The sequence below is a fragment of the Streptomyces sp. NPDC001222 genome, from assembly GCF_042896945.1.
Classification (GTDB): Bacteria; Actinomycetota; Actinomycetes; order Streptomycetales; family Streptomycetaceae; genus Streptomyces; species Streptomyces gibsoniae.
This window is the reverse complement of sequence record NZ_JBIAXT010000014.1, coordinates 60,742-80,147: the sequence shown is the minus strand read 5'-3', so window position 1 is coordinate 80,147 and position 19,406 is coordinate 60,742. Positions and strand designations below refer to the sequence as shown.

16 protein-coding genes and 2 tRNA genes are annotated in these 19,406 nt (G+C 71.0%); 6 read left to right on the top strand and 12 right to left on the bottom strand.

Annotation, left to right across the window (positions count from 1 at the left end; genetic code table 11):
- Positions 1 to 87: 87 nt before the first annotated feature.
- Positions 88 to 504, top strand: coding sequence for a Fur family transcriptional regulator (locus ACFY2Z_RS20485; RefSeq protein ID WP_390745525.1), 417 nt, complete (start codon positions 88 to 90; stop codon positions 502 to 504).
- A 236-nt stretch (positions 505 to 740) separates the two neighbouring features.
- On the opposite strand, the gene ACFY2Z_RS20480 is transcribed toward ACFY2Z_RS20485, so the two are convergent.
- From ACFY2Z_RS20480 to ACFY2Z_RS20465, 4 genes are all read right to left on the bottom strand, one after another.
- A tRNA-Met gene (locus ACFY2Z_RS20480) sits at positions 741 to 814 on the bottom strand.
- Positions 815 to 932: 118 nt separating this feature from the next.
- Positions 933 to 2,786, bottom strand: coding sequence for a tetratricopeptide repeat protein (locus ACFY2Z_RS20475; protein WP_390745524.1), 1,854 nt, complete (start codon positions 2,784 to 2,786; stop codon positions 933 to 935).
- 250 nt (positions 2,787 to 3,036) lie between these two features.
- A tRNA-Met gene (locus ACFY2Z_RS20470) sits at positions 3,037 to 3,110 on the bottom strand.
- Positions 3,111 to 3,153: 43 nt separating this feature from the next.
- Positions 3,154 to 6,144, bottom strand: a complete 2,991-nt coding sequence (locus tag ACFY2Z_RS20465; protein ID WP_390745617.1) for a UPF0182 family protein — start codon at positions 6,142 to 6,144, stop codon at positions 3,154 to 3,156.
- Between the two features lie 175 nt (positions 6,145 to 6,319).
- Here ACFY2Z_RS20465 and ACFY2Z_RS20460 point away from each other — a divergent pair, with 175 nt between their 5' ends.
- Positions 6,320 to 6,862 (top strand): PPA1309 family protein, encoded by a 543-nt coding sequence (locus ACFY2Z_RS20460; protein ID WP_390745523.1) that lies wholly within the window; start codon positions 6,320 to 6,322, stop codon positions 6,860 to 6,862.
- A 347-nt stretch (positions 6,863 to 7,209) separates the two neighbouring features.
- On the opposite strand, the gene ACFY2Z_RS20455 is transcribed toward ACFY2Z_RS20460, so the two are convergent.
- The 4 genes from ACFY2Z_RS20455 to ACFY2Z_RS20440 all read right to left on the bottom strand — a co-directional run bounded on the left by ACFY2Z_RS20455 (position 7,210) and on the right by ACFY2Z_RS20440 (position 10,513).
- Complete coding sequence (locus tag ACFY2Z_RS20455) at positions 7,210 to 8,307, bottom strand: PDZ domain-containing protein (RefSeq protein WP_390745522.1); 1,098 nt, start codon at positions 8,305 to 8,307, stop codon at positions 7,210 to 7,212.
- 82 nt (positions 8,308 to 8,389) lie between these two features.
- Positions 8,390 to 8,554, bottom strand: coding sequence for a hypothetical protein (locus ACFY2Z_RS20450; protein ID WP_355918258.1), 165 nt, complete (start codon positions 8,552 to 8,554; stop codon positions 8,390 to 8,392).
- A 176-nt stretch (positions 8,555 to 8,730) separates the two neighbouring features.
- Positions 8,731 to 9,192 (bottom strand): molybdenum cofactor biosynthesis protein MoaE, encoded by a 462-nt coding sequence (locus tag ACFY2Z_RS20445; protein WP_365159840.1) that lies wholly within the window; start codon positions 9,190 to 9,192, stop codon positions 8,731 to 8,733.
- A 157-nt stretch (positions 9,193 to 9,349) separates the two neighbouring features.
- On the bottom strand, positions 9,350 to 10,513 hold the full coding sequence (locus ACFY2Z_RS20440) for an SDR family oxidoreductase (RefSeq protein ID WP_390745521.1): 1,164 nt from the start codon (positions 10,511 to 10,513) through the stop codon (positions 9,350 to 9,352).
- A gap of 190 nt (positions 10,514 to 10,703) precedes the next feature.
- Here ACFY2Z_RS20440 and ACFY2Z_RS20435 point away from each other — a divergent pair, with 190 nt between their 5' ends.
- Together ACFY2Z_RS20435 and ACFY2Z_RS20430 are read left to right on the top strand one after the other, a co-directional pair.
- Positions 10,704 to 12,137 (top strand): zinc-dependent metalloprotease, encoded by a 1,434-nt coding sequence (locus ACFY2Z_RS20435; RefSeq protein ID WP_390745520.1) that lies wholly within the window; start codon positions 10,704 to 10,706, stop codon positions 12,135 to 12,137.
- Positions 12,134 to 12,649, top strand: coding sequence for an NUDIX hydrolase (locus ACFY2Z_RS20430; protein ID WP_390745519.1), 516 nt, complete (start codon positions 12,134 to 12,136; stop codon positions 12,647 to 12,649). Before ACFY2Z_RS20435 ends, ACFY2Z_RS20430 begins: the two co-directional genes overlap by 4 nt.
- A 74-nt stretch (positions 12,650 to 12,723) precedes the next feature.
- On the opposite strand, the gene ACFY2Z_RS20425 is transcribed toward ACFY2Z_RS20430, so the two are convergent.
- The 4 genes from ACFY2Z_RS20425 to ACFY2Z_RS20410 form a co-directional block, all read right to left on the bottom strand.
- Complete coding sequence (locus ACFY2Z_RS20425; protein WP_390745518.1) at positions 12,724 to 13,479, bottom strand: AIM24 family protein; 756 nt, start codon at positions 13,477 to 13,479, stop codon at positions 12,724 to 12,726.
- Between the two features lie 16 nt (positions 13,480 to 13,495).
- Positions 13,496 to 14,176 (bottom strand): AIM24 family protein, encoded by a 681-nt coding sequence (locus tag ACFY2Z_RS20420; RefSeq protein WP_390745517.1) that lies wholly within the window; start codon positions 14,174 to 14,176, stop codon positions 13,496 to 13,498.
- A 12-nt stretch (positions 14,177 to 14,188) separates the two neighbouring features.
- Positions 14,189 to 15,838 (bottom strand): TerD family protein, encoded by a 1,650-nt coding sequence (locus tag ACFY2Z_RS20415; protein ID WP_390745516.1) that lies wholly within the window; start codon positions 15,836 to 15,838, stop codon positions 14,189 to 14,191.
- A 141-nt stretch (positions 15,839 to 15,979) separates the two neighbouring features.
- Positions 15,980 to 16,576: a M48 family metallopeptidase gene (locus tag ACFY2Z_RS20410; RefSeq protein WP_311692956.1), complete on the bottom strand. Its 597-nt coding sequence runs from the start codon at positions 16,574 to 16,576 to the stop codon at positions 15,980 to 15,982.
- A gap of 212 nt (positions 16,577 to 16,788) precedes the next feature.
- Between ACFY2Z_RS20410 and ACFY2Z_RS20405 the strand changes: the two genes are divergently transcribed.
- Both ACFY2Z_RS20405 and ACFY2Z_RS20400 read left to right on the top strand, forming a co-directional pair.
- Positions 16,789 to 18,012, top strand: coding sequence for a TOMM precursor leader peptide-binding protein (locus ACFY2Z_RS20405; protein ID WP_390745515.1), 1,224 nt, complete (start codon positions 16,789 to 16,791; stop codon positions 18,010 to 18,012).
- Positions 18,005 to 19,357, top strand: coding sequence for an ABC1 kinase family protein (locus tag ACFY2Z_RS20400; RefSeq protein ID WP_390745514.1), 1,353 nt, complete (start codon positions 18,005 to 18,007; stop codon positions 19,355 to 19,357). The genes ACFY2Z_RS20405 and ACFY2Z_RS20400 overlap by 8 nt, the downstream gene beginning before the upstream one ends.
- Positions 19,358 to 19,406: the final 49 nt, after the last annotated feature.

Genomic DNA, 19,406 nt, shown 5'->3' with positions numbered 1-19,406 from the left:
TCCTACAATGGACAATGTCTAAGTCAAGCAAAGCTCCAAAGTCACACCCATTCGGGACCTGGTCCCCTTGCTGTTAGGCTGGTCTGTATGAGTGACCTGTTGGAACGGCTGCGCGGACGCGGATGGCGGATGACCGCGCAGCGGCGTGTCGTGGCCGAGGTCCTCGACGGTGAACACGTCCACCTGACGGCCGACGAGGTGCATGCGCGGGCCGTCGCCAGGTTGCCCGAGATCTCCCGGGCGACCGTCTACAACACGCTGGGTGAGCTCGTGTCCCTCGGTGAGATCCTCGAGGTCGCGACGGACAAGCGCGCCAAGCGGTACGACCCGAACGCCCACCGGCCGCACCACCACCTGGTCTGCGCCCGCTGTGGCGCGATCCGTGACGTCCACCCGACCGGCGACCCGATGGCCGACCTTCCGACCTCGGAGCGCTTCGGCTTCACGGTCTCGGACGTCGAGGTGACGTACCGCGGGCTGTGCCCGGACTGCGTGACGGCATAAGCACGGCTCTCCCGGGGGCCCCGGCACCGCACAGGTGCCGGGGCTGTCTGCTGTGCGGGCCGCGTCCATGGCGGGTGATCTTCCCCGGGGCTCGCTCGCGTACTCATCCCCCGGGGGGCGGGATTCGGCTGTTCTCCGACGGACGAAAATCCGTGCTCCGGCGGACGAGACAGGCGATCAGCGGCCGTATACAAGTCAGGGCCGGAACCCTTTCGGATTCCGGCCCTGGCCTTCAGTAGCGGGGACAGGATTTGAACCTGCGACCTCTGGGTTATGAGCCCAGCGAGCTACCGAGCTGCTCCACCCCGCGTCGGTGAACGCAACATTACGTCAACAGCGCGGACAGAGGCAAATCACTCCCGCGAGGCGGGGCCGCCGGGGCGGGACGGGCCTGGCGCGGCCCTCGCCGCCACGGGTCGCGCAGGTCGTCACGCCGACAGCTCCTGCCGCAGTGCGTCCCGCAGTCGCTCGGCCCGTTCGGACACCTCGGCCGGCCCGAGCGACACGGCCCGGTCGGCCCACCGCTGACCCTCCGCCAGCTCTCCCCGTCGCGCGTACACAAGGGCCAGCCGCAGCGCCGCCCGGCCGTGGCCCGCGTCCGCCGCCCGCGTCCACCACAGCGCGGCCTCCGGCTCGCTCCCCTCCCGGGCCAGCAGCAGTCCCAGGTTGAACGCCCCGTTGCGCGATCCGCCCTCGGCAGCCTCCCGGTACCACCGGGCCGCCTCCACGACATCACCTCGCGCCGCGGCCAGCATGCCGACCCGCACCTGCGCCCGCCGGTGTCCTTGCGTCGCCGCCCGCTCGTACCACTCCTCGCACTCGCTCTTCTCCTGCGACGCCTCCCCCAGCTCGTGGGCGGGCGGGGGCGGTCGGCGCGCGTCCAGCACGGTGGCCAGCCGATAGGCGGCCTCGGCGCTGCCGCCCCCGGCGGCGCACCGCAGATGCCGCTCGGCCGTCTGCTCGTCCCCGTCCCGCAGCCGCGCGATCCCGACCTGGAGGGCGGCCTCGGTGTGCCCGGCGGCCGCCGCCCGCTCGTACCAGGCGAGCGCCGTCGTGTCGTCGCCGCGCCCGGCGTGCAGAATCCCGAGGTTGAAGGCGGCGTCCACGCTCCCCGCCTCCGCGGCCTTGGAGAACCACGGCTCGGCGCCCGTCGTGTCCCCGCCGTGCAGCAGCAGGATGGCGAGCGCGTTCGCCGCCTCGCGGTGCCCGCTGTAGGCCGCCCGCCGGTACCACTGCTCGGCGTGCGCGGTGCGGCCCTGCTCCGCGCAGAGCAGGGCCAGGTTGTAGGCGCCGTTGATGTCGCCCGCGTCCATCGCGGCCCGGTACCAGCGCTCGGCGGTCTGCGTCTCGCCCCGCTCGGCGTGCAGCGCGCCGAGTGCGTTCGCCGCGTTGCCGTCGCCCTCCTGCGCGGCCCGCAGCCACCACACGGCGGCGCTCTCGGTGTCCCCCGCGTCCCGCAGCAGGAAGCCGAGCGCGCAGGCGGCCCGCGCCTCGCCGTCCTTGGCGCTCGTCAGATACCAGCGCCCCGCCTCCTTCAGCTCCCCCCGCTTCTCCAGGATCGCGCCGAGGTGCAGCGCGGCCCGGCGGTGGCCGCGCGCGGCGGCCTGCCGATACCACTGCTCGGCCTCCTCCGGGCCGGACGCCCTGACACCGTTGTCACCGACGGTCTCCTGGACCTCCAGGGCCCTGCGGTCCAGTGTCCGCGCCAGCCGGTAGGCGGCCTCGCGGTGACCGCGCTCGGCGGCGGCCCGCATCCACCGCTCGGCGCTCTCGTCACCACGGTGCTCCAGCAGATCCGCGAGCGCGTACGCGCCGAGGGTGTGACCCTGTTCCGCGGACTGGCGCAGCCAGTACTCCGCGGCGGGTTCGTCGCCGCGCTCGCGGTGGTGCCGGCCGAGCGCGTGCGCCGCGGCGGCCGACCCGGCGACGGCGGCGACCCGCCACCAGCCCGCGGCCTCGTCGGCGTACCCCCGCTGGTGCAGCAGGACACCCAGGTTGTTGGCCGCGGCACGGTCACCCGCGGCGGTGGCGGCACGCAGCTGGGGCTCGGCCCCGTCCAGATCGCCACGGCGCAGCAGCATCGCCCCGAGGACGCTCATCGCCTCGATGTCACCGGCCTCCGCGGCGAGTCGGTTGCGTACCTCCTCGACGGCCTCACCGGTCTCGACGACGGCCTCCCCGGTCTCGACGGCCTCGCCTTTTTCGCCCACCTCGTCCCGCCTGGCGGGCTGCACAATTCGCCCTGATTCGAACAGAGTTGCCTTGTCCCCCATAACGTCCATCGTCGCACCACCTGCAACCTGGGTACACCTGGTATACCGCAGCCAGTGAGGTCACTTCAGCGTTTTGTCGACATGCCCACAGAGAGACAAGTCAAACACAGAGGAGGCCAACTGCCCGCGCATTCCGCCCCACTTCACATGAGTCGCCAGGTCACGCCGTACGCCTCGTCGTGTCTTCGCACGCCCCCGTCATGCGTCCGCACACGTCGAGGGCCCGGATCCTGATCAGGATCCGGGCCCTCGACTTCAGTAGCGGGGACAGGATTTGAACCTGCGACCTCTGGGTTATGAGCCCAGCGAGCTACCGAGCTGCTCCACCCCGCGCCGTTGTTGTGCAACAGTATCACGGCGCGGGAGGGCTCTCGGTTCAGCCGCCGCCCGAACCGCTGGGCGAACCGCTCGGGCTGCTGCTCGGTGAACCACTGGGTGAGCTGCCGGGCGAGCCGCTCGGACCGGCGGACGGGCTCGTGCCGCCCTTCGCCCCGCTGCTGCCGCCGGTGGTCTTGCCGGCCTTGGACTGTGCCTCCGCGGCCCGCTTCAGCGCGTCCTGAAGATCCTTCTGCGCCTGTCCGTACGCCCCCCAGTCACCCTTCTTGAGGGCCTCCTGGCCGGCGTCGAACGCCTTCTGGGCGTCCTGGAGCGCCTGTTGGACCGTCGGGTTTCCGGACGGCGGCGGCGGGTTGGTGGTCCCGGTCCCCGGCGGGGAGGTCGAGGTCTGCGCCCCGAAGACCTTGTCGAGCGCCTGGCCGAGGGTGTCCTCGAACGCCGTGTTGCCGCCGTAGGTCACCAGCACCTTGCGCAGCAGCGGGTACTTGAGGCCGCCACCGCGCACATAGACCGGTTCCACGTACAGCAGGCCGCCGTCGATCGGGACGGTGAGCAGGTTGCCGTACTCGATGTCCGAGTCACCGCCCTTGAGGAGCCTGATCGACTCGGCGATGTCCTGTTCGGAGTTGAACTGGCTCTGGACCTGCTTGGGGCCGTCGACCGTCTTGCTCGTCGGCAGCTTCAGGACTCTGATCTTGCCGTAATCGGGGCTGCCCGCCTCGGCGTTGACCGACATGAAGGCGCTCAGGTTGTCGCGGCCGTTCGGTGTGAACGTCGTCGTCAGCGAGAACGCCTGCGCGGACTGGTCGGGCATCTTCATGCTCAGGTAGTACGGCGGCACCGCGTTGCCCGACTTGTTGGTGGGGTCGTCCGGCACCTGCCACACCTCGCTGCCGCTGAGGAACGTCTGCGCGTCCTTCACGTGGTAGCGGGTGAGGAGTTCACGCTGAACCTTGAACAGGTCCTGCGGGTACCGCAGATGGGACATCAGCGAGGGCGAGATGTCGGTCCGCGGCTTCACGGTCCCCGGGAACGCCTTCATCCAGGTCTTCAGCACCGGGTCCTCGGTGTCCCACTGGTAGAGCTTGACCTCGCCGGTGTACGCGTCGACGGTCGCCTTCACCGAGTTGCGGATGTAGTTGACCTGGTTCTGCTGGGCCATCACCGCGCGCTGGGTGTTGCCGGCGGTGAGCGAGTCGGCCGTCGTGTCGCCGAGCGTCGTACGAGACGCGTAGGGATAGCCGTTCGTCGTCGTGTAGGCGTCGACGATCCACTGGATCCGGCCGTCGACGACCGCAGGGTAGGCGTCGCCGTCGATGGTCAGCCAGGGCGCGACCGCCTCCACGCGCTGCTTGGGCGTGCGGTTGTACAGGATCCGCGAGCCGTCGCCGATGGCGCCGGAGTAGAGGATCTGCGGCTCCCCGAACGCGACCGCGTACGCGGCCCGGTTGATCGGGTTGGAGAGGCTGACGCCGCTCTTGCCCTGGTAGGAGGTGGTCTTCTCGCCGCTGTCGTCGGAGTAGTCGATCTCCTTCTGGGGACCGCCGACGATCGAGTACTCGGTGGTCTTCTCGCCGTAGTAGATCCGCTGCTCGTACGTGCCGAGATCGCCGGAGGACGGCAGGTCGGACTCGGTGAACACGGGCTGGCCGTTGCCGTCGGCGGTGGTGCCCTTGGCGGAGACCACACCGTAGCCGTGGGTGTAGCGGAAGTGGTCGTTGATCCAGTTCTGCTTCGGGATGCCCGCCAGGTTCAGCTCACGCAGACCGATGACCGTGTCCTGGTCCTTGCCGTCCTTGGTGTAGCGGTCGACGTCCAGGTTGGTCGGGAAGGCGTAGTAGTTCTTCATCTGCTGCAGCTGCTGGAACGTCGGCGAGACGACGTTCGGGTCCAGCAGTCGGATGCTCGCCGTGGCGTCGGCGTCCGTGCGCAGCTTGTCCTTGTCCTTGGTGTTGCTCGTGCCGTCGTACTCGGTGACCTGGGCGTCGTCGATGCCGTAGGCCTCGCGGGTCGCCTTGAGGTTCTTCGCGACGTACGGCGCTTCCTTGGCCTGCTCGTTCGGCTGGACCTGGAACTTCTGCACGATCGCCGGGTACAGCCCGCCGATGAGGATCGCCGACAGGACCATCAGGCCGAAGCCGATGACGGGCAGCTGCCAGGTGCGCCGCCACAGGGTGGCGAAGAAGAGCAGCGCGCAGATGACCGCGATGCAGAACAGGATGGTCTTGGCGGGCAGGTAGGCGTTCGCGTCGACGTACCTCAGGCCGGTCCAGTCGCCGGTCGCCTTGAAGTCGCTGGACTTCACGGCGAGTCCGTACCGGTCGAGCCAGTAGGCGACCGCCTTCAGGGCGACGAAGACGCCGAGCAGCACCGACAGGTGTCCGGTCGCGGCGGCCGTGGCGCGCGCTCCCGGGGAGGTGAGCCGGAGACCGCCGTAGAGGTAGTGCGTGAGCGCGGCGGCGATCAGCGACAGCACCGTGGCGGCGAAGCCGAAGGCCAGCAGGAAGCGGTACCAGGGCAGGTCGAAGGCGTAGAAGGAGACGTCCAGGTGGAACTGGGGGTCCTTCTGGTGGAAGGGCACGCCGTTGACCCACATCAGCCAGGTCTGCCACTGGCCGGCCGCGGAGGCGCCCGCGATCAGGCCCACCAGGGCGGTGATCGCGAGGAGCAGCCACCTCTTGTAGGGCGCGATCCCCATCCGGTAGCGGTCGAGGCTCTGCTGCTCCATGGACATGGCACTCAGCGGCGGACGCATCCGGTGCGCGAGCCAGACGTTGAAGCCGACCGCGGCCGCCATCAGCAGACCGAAGACGAAGAAGAGCCCGATCTTGGTCCACAGTGTGGTCGTGAAGACGGACGAGTAGTTCACCGACCGGTACCAGAGCCAGTCCGTCCAGAAGCCGGCGAACATGACGAACGCCATACCGAGGACGGCGAGGACCCCCAGTGTCATGAGCAGGGTCCGGGCGCGCCCGGACGGACGGCCCACTCTGATCCGCGGCCCCGTCGGGCCTCCGCCGCGGTCCGGCATCTGGAAAGCCAAGGTGCGCACCTCGAAGTTCGCTGGTTGATCCGTGTTGATCCGTCAGGCCCCCGTGAACGCGGACCATGGATGAGGCTCCACCATCGCGGAGCCCCACCTATGCAACTTACTGGCGCTTTACTCGGTTCCCGATTCCGGGTGTGAACGAGGCAGGATTGTGACCATGTCCAACACTCCCATGGCAGCGAGCCCCCTCACCCGGGCCGTACTCGAGATCGACGAGTACGTCTCCGGCCTCGGGTGGGACCAGCCCGCTCGCCTCTTCGCCCTCGTCGACACCGCGCGACTGCGGGCCCAGGAACCCTCGCTCGCGGCCCAGCTCGGCCTGGAGGACGAGTCCGAGTCCGCGGGCCTCACCCCGATCGAGCAGGAGGAGGTCCCTGCCGACAGGCCGCTGGACGAGTTCCTCGCCACCATCGCCTGGCCCGACGCGGTCGTCGGCTGCGCGCTCGCGGTGGAGCGGCTGATGCTGCCGCCGTCCGCGGAAGCCACGGTCCCGCAGGGGCTGAGCGACAAGAAGCTCGCCCGGTGGGTCGCCGAGCACCCGGACCGCCAGGAGGTGCGGATGACGGTGGCGGTGCTGCGCGACGGTGCGCGCGACTCGGCCCTGCGACTGCGCGAGAAGGACTCGCCGACGGAGGTGCTGACGGGTCCGGACCTGGTGCCGGGGCTCGCGGAGGCACTGACGGCGACGTTCGCGGACTGAGGCCCGCGCGTACTACGACGGCGGGGGCGCCCCCTGATGATCAGGGGGCGCCCCCGCCGTCGTAGTACGCGCCCCGCGGCGCGGCGCGCGCCCGGGAGCGCGGGCCCTGCGCCCGGGCGCGCGGAGCCCGTTCGTGCGTCTTTAGGGAGTGTCTGACAATTCACGCCGGATCAGCGCGCGGCGTCCGGCGCAGGCCTCCCAGCGGTAGCCGGGGGAGCATCGCAAGGCGGAGGCTCATCCGCGCACCGGACGTACTCGGGTGACCCGACCACGCGACGAGGTGCCGTGCCTGGGGGCACCTCCCAGCCGCCGGGCCGGGGGAGTCGCGCGCCCGGCGGGAAGAACACCTAGCCCTTGGTGGTGCACTTCGGCAGGTCGGCGGTCTTGCCGGTGCGGATGTCCTTGAGGGCGTTCAGGGCGTCGCCGATGGTGTTGACCCGGACGAGGGTGAGGCCCTCGGGGGTGTCGTGGGCGGCGGCCGCGCAGTTGTCCTTGGGCGTCAGGAAGTACTGGGCGCCCTTCTCGCGCGCGCCGACGGTCTTCATCTCGACCCCGCCGATCGGACCGACGTTCCCGTCGTCGTCGATGGTGCCGGTGCCGGCCACGAACTTTCCGCCGGTGAGGTCGTCCGGGGTGAGCTTGTCGACGATGCCGAGGGCGAACATCAGCCCCGCGCTCGGACCGCCGACGTCGGCGAGCTTGATGTCGATCGTGAACGGGAAGGTGTGGTCCGTCCCGGCGGAGATCCCGACGATGGCCCGCTGCCGACCGCTGTCGTGAGACTTCGCCGTGGTGATCGTCACATTCTGGGTCCTGGTGGCCGTCTTCTGCGCCTTCTCGGCGGCGGCCTGCTCCTTGGCGGGCACGATCGTGAAGACGACGTCCTGTCCCGGCTTGTGCTTGGTGACCAGCTTGGCGACGTCGTCGGGCCCCTTCACGGGCGCCCCGTCGACGGCCTTGATGACGTCACCGGCGTGCAGCCTGCCCTCGGCGGGCGAGCCCTTGAGGACGGTGGCGACGATCACCCAGGACCTCACTGGGATGCCCAGCTGCTTGAGGGCGGCGACCTTGGCGCTCTCCTGGGACTGGGAGAACTCCTCGGCGTTCTCCTGCGTGGACTGCTGTTCGGTCTTGCCGTCCGGGTAGAGCGTGTCGTGCGGGACGACCTTGTCGTCGTGCGCGAGCCAGCCGTAGACGGCCTCGACCAGGTTCATGTTGTAGTCGGCGCTGGTGACCCGGACGGTGGTCATGTTCAGATGGCCGGTCGTCGGATAGGTCTTGCGCCCGGAGATCTGCAGCACCGGCTCGCCGTCGTGCTCGGCGAGGGTGTTCACCGTCGGCCCCGGGGACATCTCCGAGTACGGCACTTTGATGAACACTCCCGCGCACAGGAGCGCGATCAGCATCAGGGTGGAGGCGAGCATCGTCGCGGTGCGGCGTGGCATGGAACGACAGTACGGGACGGTCCTGTCAGTGCACCCCCGGGGCCGTCCCATCCGTGTGGGCGGCCCCTCGGGCGGCAGGATCTCAGGTGCCTGAGTGGGATTTCTCCATGGCTTCGCGGAATCGCGCGTATCCGGCGAGCTCGGTGCCGTCACCCGCGGTCTTGCGATGACGACCGGCCCAGCCGCCCCACAGTCCGGCACCGATCGCAGCCAAAAGCGGAATCAGCAACCAGGCGAGCGCCGCCATGCCGACCTCCCAACCCCATGAGCGACCGCAACTGACTGATCAGCAGATTAACCATCCGCCCTGTCAACGCTCGCGTCAGGGGTGCGGTTACGCAACCGGAGCCCGGTGAGAGCTTGGTTAACCCTATGAGCGGAGTGCGCCGGGGGCGGACGGCGCCGCCGGACGGCGCCCGGGGGTCAGCACGCGCCCACCCATTCCTCCGTCCCGTCGGAGAACGTCTGGTGCTTCCAGATCGGCACCTCGTGCTTGAGATCGTCGATCAGCCTGCGGCACGCCTCGAAGGCCTCGCCCCGGTGGGGGCAGGCCACGGCGACGACCACGGCGAGGTCGCCGACCCTCAGGTTCCCGACGCGGTGCACGGCCGCGAGGGCCCGCACGGGATGGTCGGCGGCGACCTTCTCGGCGATCCGCCGCATCTCCGCCTCGGCGCTGGGGTGGCTCGAGTACGCCAGCTCCTCGACGTCCGCCCCGGCGTCGTGGTTGCGCACGGTCCCGACGAACAGCGCCGTCCCCCCGGCCGCGTCGTCCCCGACCGCCCGGAAGACCTCGTCGAGAGAGAGCGGGGTGTCGCGGATCGCGAGCAGCTTGATCGGATCGTCCGCCGCGCGCTCACCGGGGTGGTTGCTGTGGGGTGCCATGCCCCCATCGTGCCGTACGCCTCCGGGGCGAGAAAAGGAGAGATCCGCCGGTACGCGCACGCGGAGTGGTGCCCCGAGGCAGAGATCCGCCGGTACGCGCACGCGGAGTGGTGCCCCGAGGCAGAGATCCGCCGGCACGCGCGCGAGAGGCGAGCCCTCAGATGCGCCGCCGGGCCTTGCGCGCCCGCCGCACCACCGCGGCCGCACCGAGCAGAGCCACCGTGGCGCCCGCGGCACCCGCCGCCGTCGCGTCCTTGCGGCCGAGCCGCCGGCCCGCCACGGTGTGCCGCCCGGACGCCTCCTCCAGCAACTCCGCGAGGACCTCCTCGTTCGTCCACCGGGGCCGCCATCCGGCGTCGTGCAGCCGGCTGCCGCTGACCACCCACGGGTACATCGTGTACGCGAGGTCACCGGCGGGCGACGGCGTCAGTCCGATCCGGTGCAGCCGGGCCGCCGCCCCCAGGGCGACCGCCGAGGGCAGCTCCATCCGCCGGATCCCGCTCAGCTCCTCGACCTCCTCCTGCTCCAGCCATCCGTCGCACCCGACGGCGAGCTCCCCCTCCACCTTCTCCAGGACGGCGTACTCCAGGGCGCTGCACAGGTCCTCGACATGGCAGAACTGCCAGGCCGGCCGCGACCCCGCCACCACCAGCAGCCGGGGCGACTCGAAATACCTGGTCAGCGCGGTGTCCGTGCCGCCGACCAGCACGGCCGGCCGTACCACGATGACATTGAGTCCCGGGTGCGCGCGCGGCGCCCGCCGCGCCAGCCGCTCGATCTCCAGCAGGTCCCCGACCCCGGTCGCCTCCGCCGTGGCCCGCAGCTCGGCGTCCTCCGAGAGCGGCAGCTCGTTGTCCGGCAGCGCCCCGTAGACCATCGCGGATGTGCACAGCACCACCCGGTGCACCCCGGCGGCCGCGGCGGCGGTCAGCACGGTCTGCGTGCCCCGCACGTTGTACGCCGTGCGCGCCGCGGGATCCGTCTCCAGGTCGAGGTCGAGGGCCAGGTGCACCACGACGTCCGCGCCGCGCAGCTTGTCGGCGATCGCCGGATCCCGCACGTCCAGGATGTGCCACTGCGCCGCCGCGCACTCCCCGCGCCGCTCGTCGATGGCGATGACCTGCTTGATCTCGTCGGACGCGGCGAGCCGCTCGGTCAGCAGCGCGCCGACGCCGGACGCGGCGCCGGTGACCGCGACGACGGGCCCGCGGAGGGCGGGCGTCTGGTCACCGCGCTGCGCCGCCGGGCGGGGACGGTCGTCGGGCGACGGGCGGGCCGAATGGTTTCGCGCTGCGCGAACCTGTGGATCTGGGGAACTCACCGGGCGTCTCCAGCGGTTGTCTTCAGTACGGGCGCGGCACACGCGGCCGTACCAGGTGGCATCCATCCTGCCGCAGCCCAGGTGTCGATGAAGCACCCAGGCCCGATCGCGCCGGGGTGTCTACGCTGGGTGTGTTGTCGGGCAGCCAGCCGCCGGAGAAAGCCGGTGGCCTTACCAGCCGAGGAATCCCGTGAGTGACACCCCATTCGGATTCGGCCTTCCGCCGGAGGAGCCGGAGAACGGCGACGAGGGCAAGAAGAAGGACCAGGAGAGCGGTGGTGGTCAGGGACCGGCCAACCCGTTCGGTTTCGGGCTGTCCGGAGCCGGCGGAGCCGGCGCCGACAACCCGCTCGCCGCGATGTTCGGTTCCCTGAACCCCACCGACCTGGGCGCCGCGTTCCAGCAGCTGGGTCAGATGCTCTCCTACGAGGGCGGCCCGGTGAACTGGGACATGGCCAAGCAGATCGCCCGCCAGACGGTCTCCCAGGGCACCCCGGACGGCACCAAGGACGCGAGCGTGAGCCCCGGCGAGCGCTCCGCGGTCGAGGAGGCCGTCCGCCTTGCCGACCTGTGGCTCGACGATGTGACGTCGCTGCCGTCGGGCGCCGGCTCCGCCGTGGCCTGGAGCCGCGCGGAGTGGGTCGAGGCGACCCTGCCGGTGTGGAAGGAGCTCGTCGACCCGGTCGCCGAGCGCGTCGGCGCGGCCATGGGCGACGTCCTGCCGGAGGAGATGCAGGCCATGGCGGGCCCGCTGATCGGCATGATGCGTTCCATGGGCGGCGCCATGTTCGGCACGCAGATCGGGCAGGCCGTCGGCGTGCTCGCCGGCGAGGTCGTCGGGTCCACCGACATCGGTCTGCCGCTCGGCCCGGCCGGCAAGGCCGCGCTGCTGCCGCTGAACATCGAGGCGCTCGGCAAGGACCTGGGCGTGCCCCAGGAGGAGGTGCGGCTGTATCTCGCCCTGCGGGAGGCCGCCCACCAGCGTCTGTTCGCCCATGTCCCGTGGCTGCGCTCGCACCTGTTCGGCGCGGTCGAGGGCTATGCGCGCGGCATCAAGGTCGACACGGCCAAGCTGGAGGACGTGGTCGGCCAGTTCGACCCGCAGAACCCGGAGGAGCTGCAGCAGGCGCTCCAGCAGGGCATGTTCCAGCCGGAGGACACCCCGGAGCAGAAGGCGGCCCTGGCCCGTCTGGAGACGGCGCTGGCACTGGTCGAGGGCTGGGTGGACGCGGTGGTGCACGCCGCGGCGAAGCCGCGCCTGGGCTCCGCGGACGCGCTGCGCGAGACCCTGCGTCGCCGCCGCGCCTCGGGCGGCCCCGCCGAGCAGACGTTCGCCACGCTGATCGGTCTGGAGCTGCGTCCGCGCCGGCTGCGGGACGCCTCCCGTCTGTGGGCCTCGCTCACCGACGCGCGTGGCGTGGACGGCAGGGACGGCCTGTGGGCACACCCGGACATGCTGCCCACGGCGTCCGACCTGGACGACCCGGACGGCTTTGTGCACCGTGAGCAGCTCGACTTCTCCGAGCTGGACAAGATGCTCGGCGAGGCGGCGGGCGGCTCCACCGGGAAGACCGACCTGACCAAGAAGGACGAGGGCGACGCCGAGGGCGACGACGCCGAGTGAGCCTCCATGACGACGCGGTCCTCGTCCTGAAGGGATACGAGGGCCAGGAAGAGCTGCGCCAGGGCTACCTGGACCACTTGGCGACGCATCCGGACGGCATGTGGAAGGCCTGCCGTGACGGGCATGTCACGGCGAGCGCCCTGGTGATCGACCCCGAGCACGACCGGGTGCTGCTGACCCTGCACGGGAAGCTGCGGATGTGGCTGCAGATGGGCGGCCACTGCGAGCCGTCCGACGCGACGCTGGCGGACGCGGCCCTGCGGGAGGCGACGGAGGAGTCGGGCATCGCGGGGCTCACCCTGCTGCCCGGCGGCCCGGCGCGCCTGGACCGTCATCACACTCCGTGCGCCTGGCATCTCGACGTCCAGTACGCGGCGCTCGCTCCGGCCGGTGCCGTCGAGGCGATCAGCGACGAATCGCTGGACCTGCGCTGGTTCGCCTACGACGAGGTGGCGACCGTGGCGGACGACTCGGTCGTACGTCTGCTGGAGACGACGCGCGCGAGGCTGTGACGGCAGGTATGGATGCGCGTAAGGGGCGGTCGCCATGGCGGTCGCCCCTTACCCGGTCCCGCTTCTCCGGGTGGTCAGCTCCAGACGTTGCCCTGGTTCTGCGCCCGTGCCCCGTGCTGGCCCATGCCGTACTGGGCGCGCAGCCCCTGTCCGATCACCGCGTTCTGCGGCGGCAGCAGTTCGCTGGGCTGCACCAGCGCGAAGCCGCTGCCCATGAAGCTGAGCTCCCAGCCCTCACCGGTGTTGCCGCGCCGGCGCCACACCCCTGAGGTGTGCGTCTGGGCCTGCATCTGCACCCGCAGGCCGGTGGACCAGGCGACGATCGCGTCCGCGTCGCAGTTGACGTACTTGTCGGGCGTGACCTGCATCAGCAGGGGCGCGCCCGACGTCATGAGCGCGACTTTGCCGTGCCCGGTGATGTTGAGCTGGTACTTGCCGGAGCCGGAGATGCCGTACTGGCTGTCCACGGCGATGACCTCGTGGTGCAGCGAGGAGTCCATCGCCAGCACATAGCTGCTGTCGACGGTGAGCCCGTCCTGTTCGACGTCCATGAGGTGGACGTACTGGGCGAGATTGGCGAGGTAGACGGTGCCCTGTCCGTGACAGCGCATCAGGTCCAGCCCCTCGCCGGTGTATGCGCGCGCACGGTGCTGGCCGCTGCTCTGGTACTCGGCGTCGAACTCGATGAGCCCCTGGTAGGCGACCATGGTGCCCTTGCGCGCCAGGATGTCGTCGTGGCCCTCCAGCAGGACGCGCAGCAGCTGCGGGTTCTGCAGGCTGTAGCGCTCCTGGGTCTGCTGCTCGTTGTAGCCGAAAAGCGTGCTCTGCATGGTGTGCGGTTCCCCCTCAGCCCCGGATCCGGAGGCGGTCGGTGCTGTCCTCGCTGGGCTGGACGACCACGATGCCCTGCCCGGAGAACGCCATCTGGTACGCCTCGCCGCTGCCGCGCCCGATGAGCGACTGCGCCTTGAAGCTGCGCTTGCCCTTCACCTTCAGGTTCGGGGACCAGGCGACGAGCGCGTCCGGGTCGACGTACGTCTCGTCCTCACCGCCGCCGCAGTCGACGACGATGGGCGTGCCCCGGGAGGTCAGGGCGACCCAGCCCTGACCGGAGATCTTCGTGTTCCACAGACCCTGCCCGGCGAACTTGGCGAGCCCCTTGACGCGTTCGACACCCCACTGCAGATGCGCGTCGAAGGCGAGCAGGTTCGTGGCGTTGACGGAGATCGCGTCCCCGGCCAGGTCGATGACGACGACGTTCGCCCCGTAGTCGGCGAGGTAGAGCAGGCCGTCCCCGGAACACTTCATCAGGGGCGCGCCCTCACCGGTGAGCCAGTCCCGTGCGATCTGGCGCACGGCTGGCGGGTTGGGCTCGTAGGTGACGAACCCTTCGTAGGCGACCATCGACCCCACGCGCGCGAAGAGGTCGTTCCCCGTCTGCATGGCGACCTTCAGCATGTGGCTGCCGTGGTTCTCCATGCGGGCGGTGACGGGTGCGGGGGCGAAGCCCGCGAGCGGCTGGTTCATGACGGGCTCCCCTTAGACCTCGTAGGGCTGGACGACGACGAAGTTGCCGGGCGCGGCACGGAACTGAAGGTTGACGCCTTCTCCGGTGTCCCCCGGGTAGGCGTTGCGGCGCATCCGCACCTGGCTGGAGACGATCACCTGCGCGGTGGCCGACCAGGCGACGACGGCGTTGGAGTCCACGAACGTCGTCGGCGTGACGGGCAGCACCACCGGCGCGCCGTGCGTCTTCACGACGATCGTGCCGGTCCCCTGGAACTGCATCGTGAACAGCGCGCCGCCGGGGATGCCGTGGCCCTCGATGCGCCGGACCTCGTACTGGAGGGACTCGTCGAAGGCGAGGACGTTCTCCGAGGAGACGCAGATCGCGTCCCCCTGGAGCTCGATCGGGTGCAGATGGGTGGCGTTCTCGGCGAAGAACACCTGGCCCTGGCCCGTGCAGCGCATCAGCTGCATCTCCTGGCCGGTCGCGTTGCCGACGATGCGCCCGGCGAAACCGGCGCCCTTGTAGTTGAAGTCGACCTTGCCCTGGTAGAGCACCATGCTGCCCTGCCGCGCCAGCACGGGCTGGCCGCCGATGCCGAGGTCGACGCGGACGAGCTTCTTGTTCTGCTGAGTCCACCGCTGACCGGTGGGTGTCTCCTTGTACAGCTGCAGGGCGGCGGCCACCCCGGCACCGGCCTGCGGGGCGCCCTGGGGAGCGCCGTACGGGGCGGGCGCGCCTGCCTGGCCGGGAACCTGGCCGTAGGACGGCTGCTGACCGTATCCGGGGGGCGCCGGGGGCTGCTGCCCGTAGCCGGGCGGCATGGTGGCGGGCTGCCGGCCGCCGTAGCCCGGGGGCGGGCCCGGCTGCCCGGGCGGCTGGGCGTACGGCGCGGGGCCCGGGGGCGGCGGCACGGTGCCGCCGGGCGGCGTGGTCAGGGGCGCGACGATGGTGGGCGCGTGGTGCACGGAGGGTGCGGCCGGGGCGGGCGCGGGCGGCGGGAAGCCACCCGGCGCCGGCTGCGGCTGCTGCGGCACCGGGGCGACGGGCGCGGCCGGCGCGCCGAACGCGGGCGGCGCGGACGCCTGGGCGGGCGGGGCGAACCCGGGAGCCGCACCGGGCCCCGGCTCCTGCGGCGCGGACGGCTGCTCCTCCTCGAGGACCTCACCGCCGAAGTTCTTCAGCAGCGCCTCGAGCCCGCCGTCGAAGCCCTGGCCGACGGCGGCGAACCGCCAGACGTCCTTCAGATAGAAGTCGCCGAGCATGACCGCACGCTCGGTGCTGAACTCCGCGCCGCTGAACGGGTATCGGGCCACTTCCTCGCCACCCGCCACGATGCGCAGATATCCGGGGCCGATCTGCGACATCTGCCCGGTGCCGTCGAGCGTCGCCGTGAAGGACAGCTTCTGGATCTGCGGGGGGACCCTGTCGAGCGTGATCCGGAAGGACTCCGTGTCGCCCGCCTGCGGCCCGAGGAGCTGAATGGCCTCCTCCGGCGACTTCGGTTGGTTGAAGAAGACGAAGTACCGGTCGTCCGAGAGCCGTTCGTCGCCGTCCAGACCGAAGCAGCTGATGTCGAAGGTCAGCCCGGGCCCGGAGATCTGCACGCCTACGTACAGATCCGTGCCCGCGGTGAGGTCACTGATCCTGGCCTTGTGGCCGCGCTGGAATTCCCTGGCCATGCGTAACGACCGTCCCCCATTCCGAGTGTGAGTGCGTCGCGCCAGGCTAACGGCAATCGCCCACAGCGGACGCAGCCGGTACAGACCCGGTACACAACCGCTTCACGGACCGCACCCGGCAAGAGGGACGACGACGGCCGGCTACTCGGCGGGCGGCACCGGCTGGTGCGGCAGCCGGCCGGCCGCGACGACCCCTTCCAGATAGCCACGGGCACGTTCCGTGCGCGGATACGCCTCCAGCAGCCGCCAGAACCGCGGCCCGTGACCGGGCACCAGCAGATGCGCCAGCTCGTGCAGCAGGACATAGTCCACGACGTACTCCGGCATCCCCTGCAACCGGTGCGACAGACGGATACTGCCCTCGGACGGGGTGCAGGAGCCCCAGCGCGTGTTCTGGTTGGTGACCCAGCGCACCGACGCGGGCCGCGCCCGCCCCTCGAAGTACTGCGCCGACAGCCGCTCCGCACGCTCGGCCAGCTCCACATCACCGATCACCCGCTTGCTCTCCTGGGCGGCGAGCTTGTCGAGCATGACGGTCACCCAGCGCTGCTCCTCGGCCTCGGACATCCGGGCGGGGATCAGCACGATGGTGCGATCGCCCTCGCGGTACGCGGAGACCGTTCTACGGCGACGCGCGCTCCTGCGAACCTCGATCGCGCTCGCCCTCGAGCCGCTCGGCGGCTGGCTGGTCGTGCTGCGCTGTGGCTTTCCGGCGCGGGGCAGTGGATCGGCGGGCACGCCCCGACGTTACCCGCTGCACCAGCGGGAAGTCCCCCCTCGGGAACGGTTCCGTGCTGATCCGCACCCCATGCGCTTGATTAGTACGACCAACACCCCTGCCTGTGGACAACCTTCGGCACGCCCTTACCCGCCGGGGGCATCCTGGCATCCGTCAGCACACCGAACACCCGCCGACGAACTGGAACCTACGACAGCTACGGGGGCCGCTCATGCATCCGATGGTGAAGCCCGCGCTGCGGCGCGGCTGGCGCGATCTGAACACCGTGCAGTTCGGGATGGCACCCGCGCACGCCATGGTGCTGGGGCCTGTGGACACCGCGACGGGCAGCTTCCTCGGCCTGCTCGACGGCACCCGCGGTCTGGCTCTGCTGCGTGAGGAGGCCCACCGCATGGGCCTGCCGGACGGGCATGTGGACGCCCTGGTCGACAGCCTGTCCGGCTCGGGCCTGCTGGACGACGCCACGGGCGGCGGCCCACAGGCCGACGCCCTGCGCGCGAAGGCCGGCGTCCTGGACCGCCTGCGGCCCGACCTGGCTTCCCTGTCGCTCGTCGCCCGTGCGCCGGGCGAGCCCGCCCGGCGTCTGGCCGCCCGCCGCAGCCATCGCGTCCAGGTCCGCGGCGCGGGCCGGGTGGGAACCGTTCTCGCCTCGCTGCTCGCGGGCGCGGGCGTCGGCGAGGTCGACGTCCTCGACGTCGGCTGCGTCGAACCGTGGGACGTCGCACCGGGCGGCCTCCCGGCCGACTCGATCGGGGCACGCCGCGAGGATGCGGCCCGCCGTGCCGTGCGGGCGGCCGCCCCGGACCGGCCGCCCCGCCGGGAGCGCATCTCCCGGCGCTCACCCCGCGACGACCCGGGCCCCGGTCACTCCCTGGTGATCCTCGCCCCGCGCGACGGCCTGGCCGTCCACGCACCCGACCCCTTCACCGCCGAACCCCTGATCGCCTCCGGCACGCCCCATCTGTACGCCGGGGTCGTGGAGGGCACGGGAGTCGTCGGCCCGTTCGTCCTGCCGGGTGAAACGGCCTGCGCCGGCTGCCTGGACCGGGCCCGCACGGACCGGGACGAGACCTGGCCCCGGCTGGTCGCGCAGTGGCGCTCCGGACGCCCACGGCAGATCCAGGCCTGTGACCTCGCCCTGGCCACCGCCGTCGCCGGAGTCGCCGCCGGACACGCGCTCGCCTTTCTCGACGGCGACGCGCCCTCCAGCGCCGGCGCACGCTGGGAGGCATCCGTGCCTCGACTGCACTGGCACACCCGACCCGTATGGCCGCACCCCGCATGCGGGTGCGGCACGGCGGAGAAAGGTAACGAGGAACACACCTCAAAGGACGGGGAGCCGCACGAGACAATGGCGGAGCAACGACCGTCGAGCAACTCGTCCCGTAGGACACACGCGGCACGGCTGTCTGGGACCTGGAGGGCGCATGTCTGATCTTCCCCGGAAGGCGGTCACCCGTACCGCCAAGCTCGCCGCGCTGCCGCTCGGCTTCGCCGGGCGGGCCACATGGGGACTGGGCAAACGCATCGTCGGGGAATCGGCCGAGATCGTCGGCCGCGAACTCCAGCAGCGCACCGCCGAGCAGCTGTTCAAGGTTTTGGGTGAGCTGAAAGGGGGTGCCATGAAGTTCGGCCAGGCTCTGTCCGTGTTCGAGTCCGCGCTCCCCGAGGAGGTCGCCGGGCCCTACCGGGCCGCCCTGACCAAGCTTCAGGAGGCGGCCCCGCCGATGCCGACACGTACGGTGCACACCGTGCTCGAGGAGCACCTCGGCCCCGACTGGCACGAGCTGTTCCAGGAGTTCGAGGACAAGCCGTCGGCGGCCGCGTCCATCGGCCAGGTCCATCGCGCGGTGTGGCACGACGGCCGCGAGGTCGCGGTCAAGGTGCAGTACCCGGGCGCCGGGGAGGCGCTGCTCTCCGACCTCAACCAGCTCAGTCGATTCGCCCGCCTGCTCGGCCCTCTCATCCCGGGCATGGACATCAAGCCGCTGATCACCGAGCTGCGCGACCGGGTCTCCGAGGAGCTGGACTACGGCCTGGAGGCACAGGCGCAACGGGCGCACGCGGAGGAGTTCGCGGACGACCCGGACGTGATGGTGCCAAACGTGGTGCACCAGTGCGAGCAGATCCTGGTGACCGACTGGGTCGACGGCATACCGCTGTCGGAGGTGATCGCGGACGGCACCAAGGAGCAGCGCGACCGCGCCGGTCAGCTGCTGGCCCGTTTCCTCTTCTCCGGCCCGGCCCGCACGGGCCTTCTGCACGCCGACCCGCACCCGGGCAACTTCCGTCTGCTGCCCGGCGCCACCCGGAAGGACGACTGGCGCCTCGGCGTCCTCGACTTCGGCACGGTCGACCGCCTCCCCGGCGGTCTGCCCACCCCGATCGGCCCGTCCCTGCGCATGGCCATCGAGGGCGACGCTCAGTCGGTCTACGAGCTCCTCTGCGAGGAGGGCTTCGTCAAGGAGTCCATCGACCTCGACCCCGATGCGGTCCTCGACTACCTCGTGCCGATCATCGAGCCCGCCCAGATGGACGAGTTCACCTTCACCCGTGGCTGGATGCGCAGCCAGGCGGCCCGTATCGCCGACCCGCGCTCTCCCGCCTACCAGTTGGGCAAGCAGCTGAACCTGCCCCCGGCGTACCTCCTCATCCACCGGGTGACCCTGAGCACGATCGGTGTGCTGTGCCAGTTGGGCGCGACGGTCCGGCTGCGCGACGAACTGGAGGAGTGGCTCCCGGGCTTCCTGCCGGAGGAGGAGCCGGCGGTCGAGGCATGACGGGCCAGGAGCTCTGTTCTGAGCTCTGAGTCAACGCACTGCGGGGGCC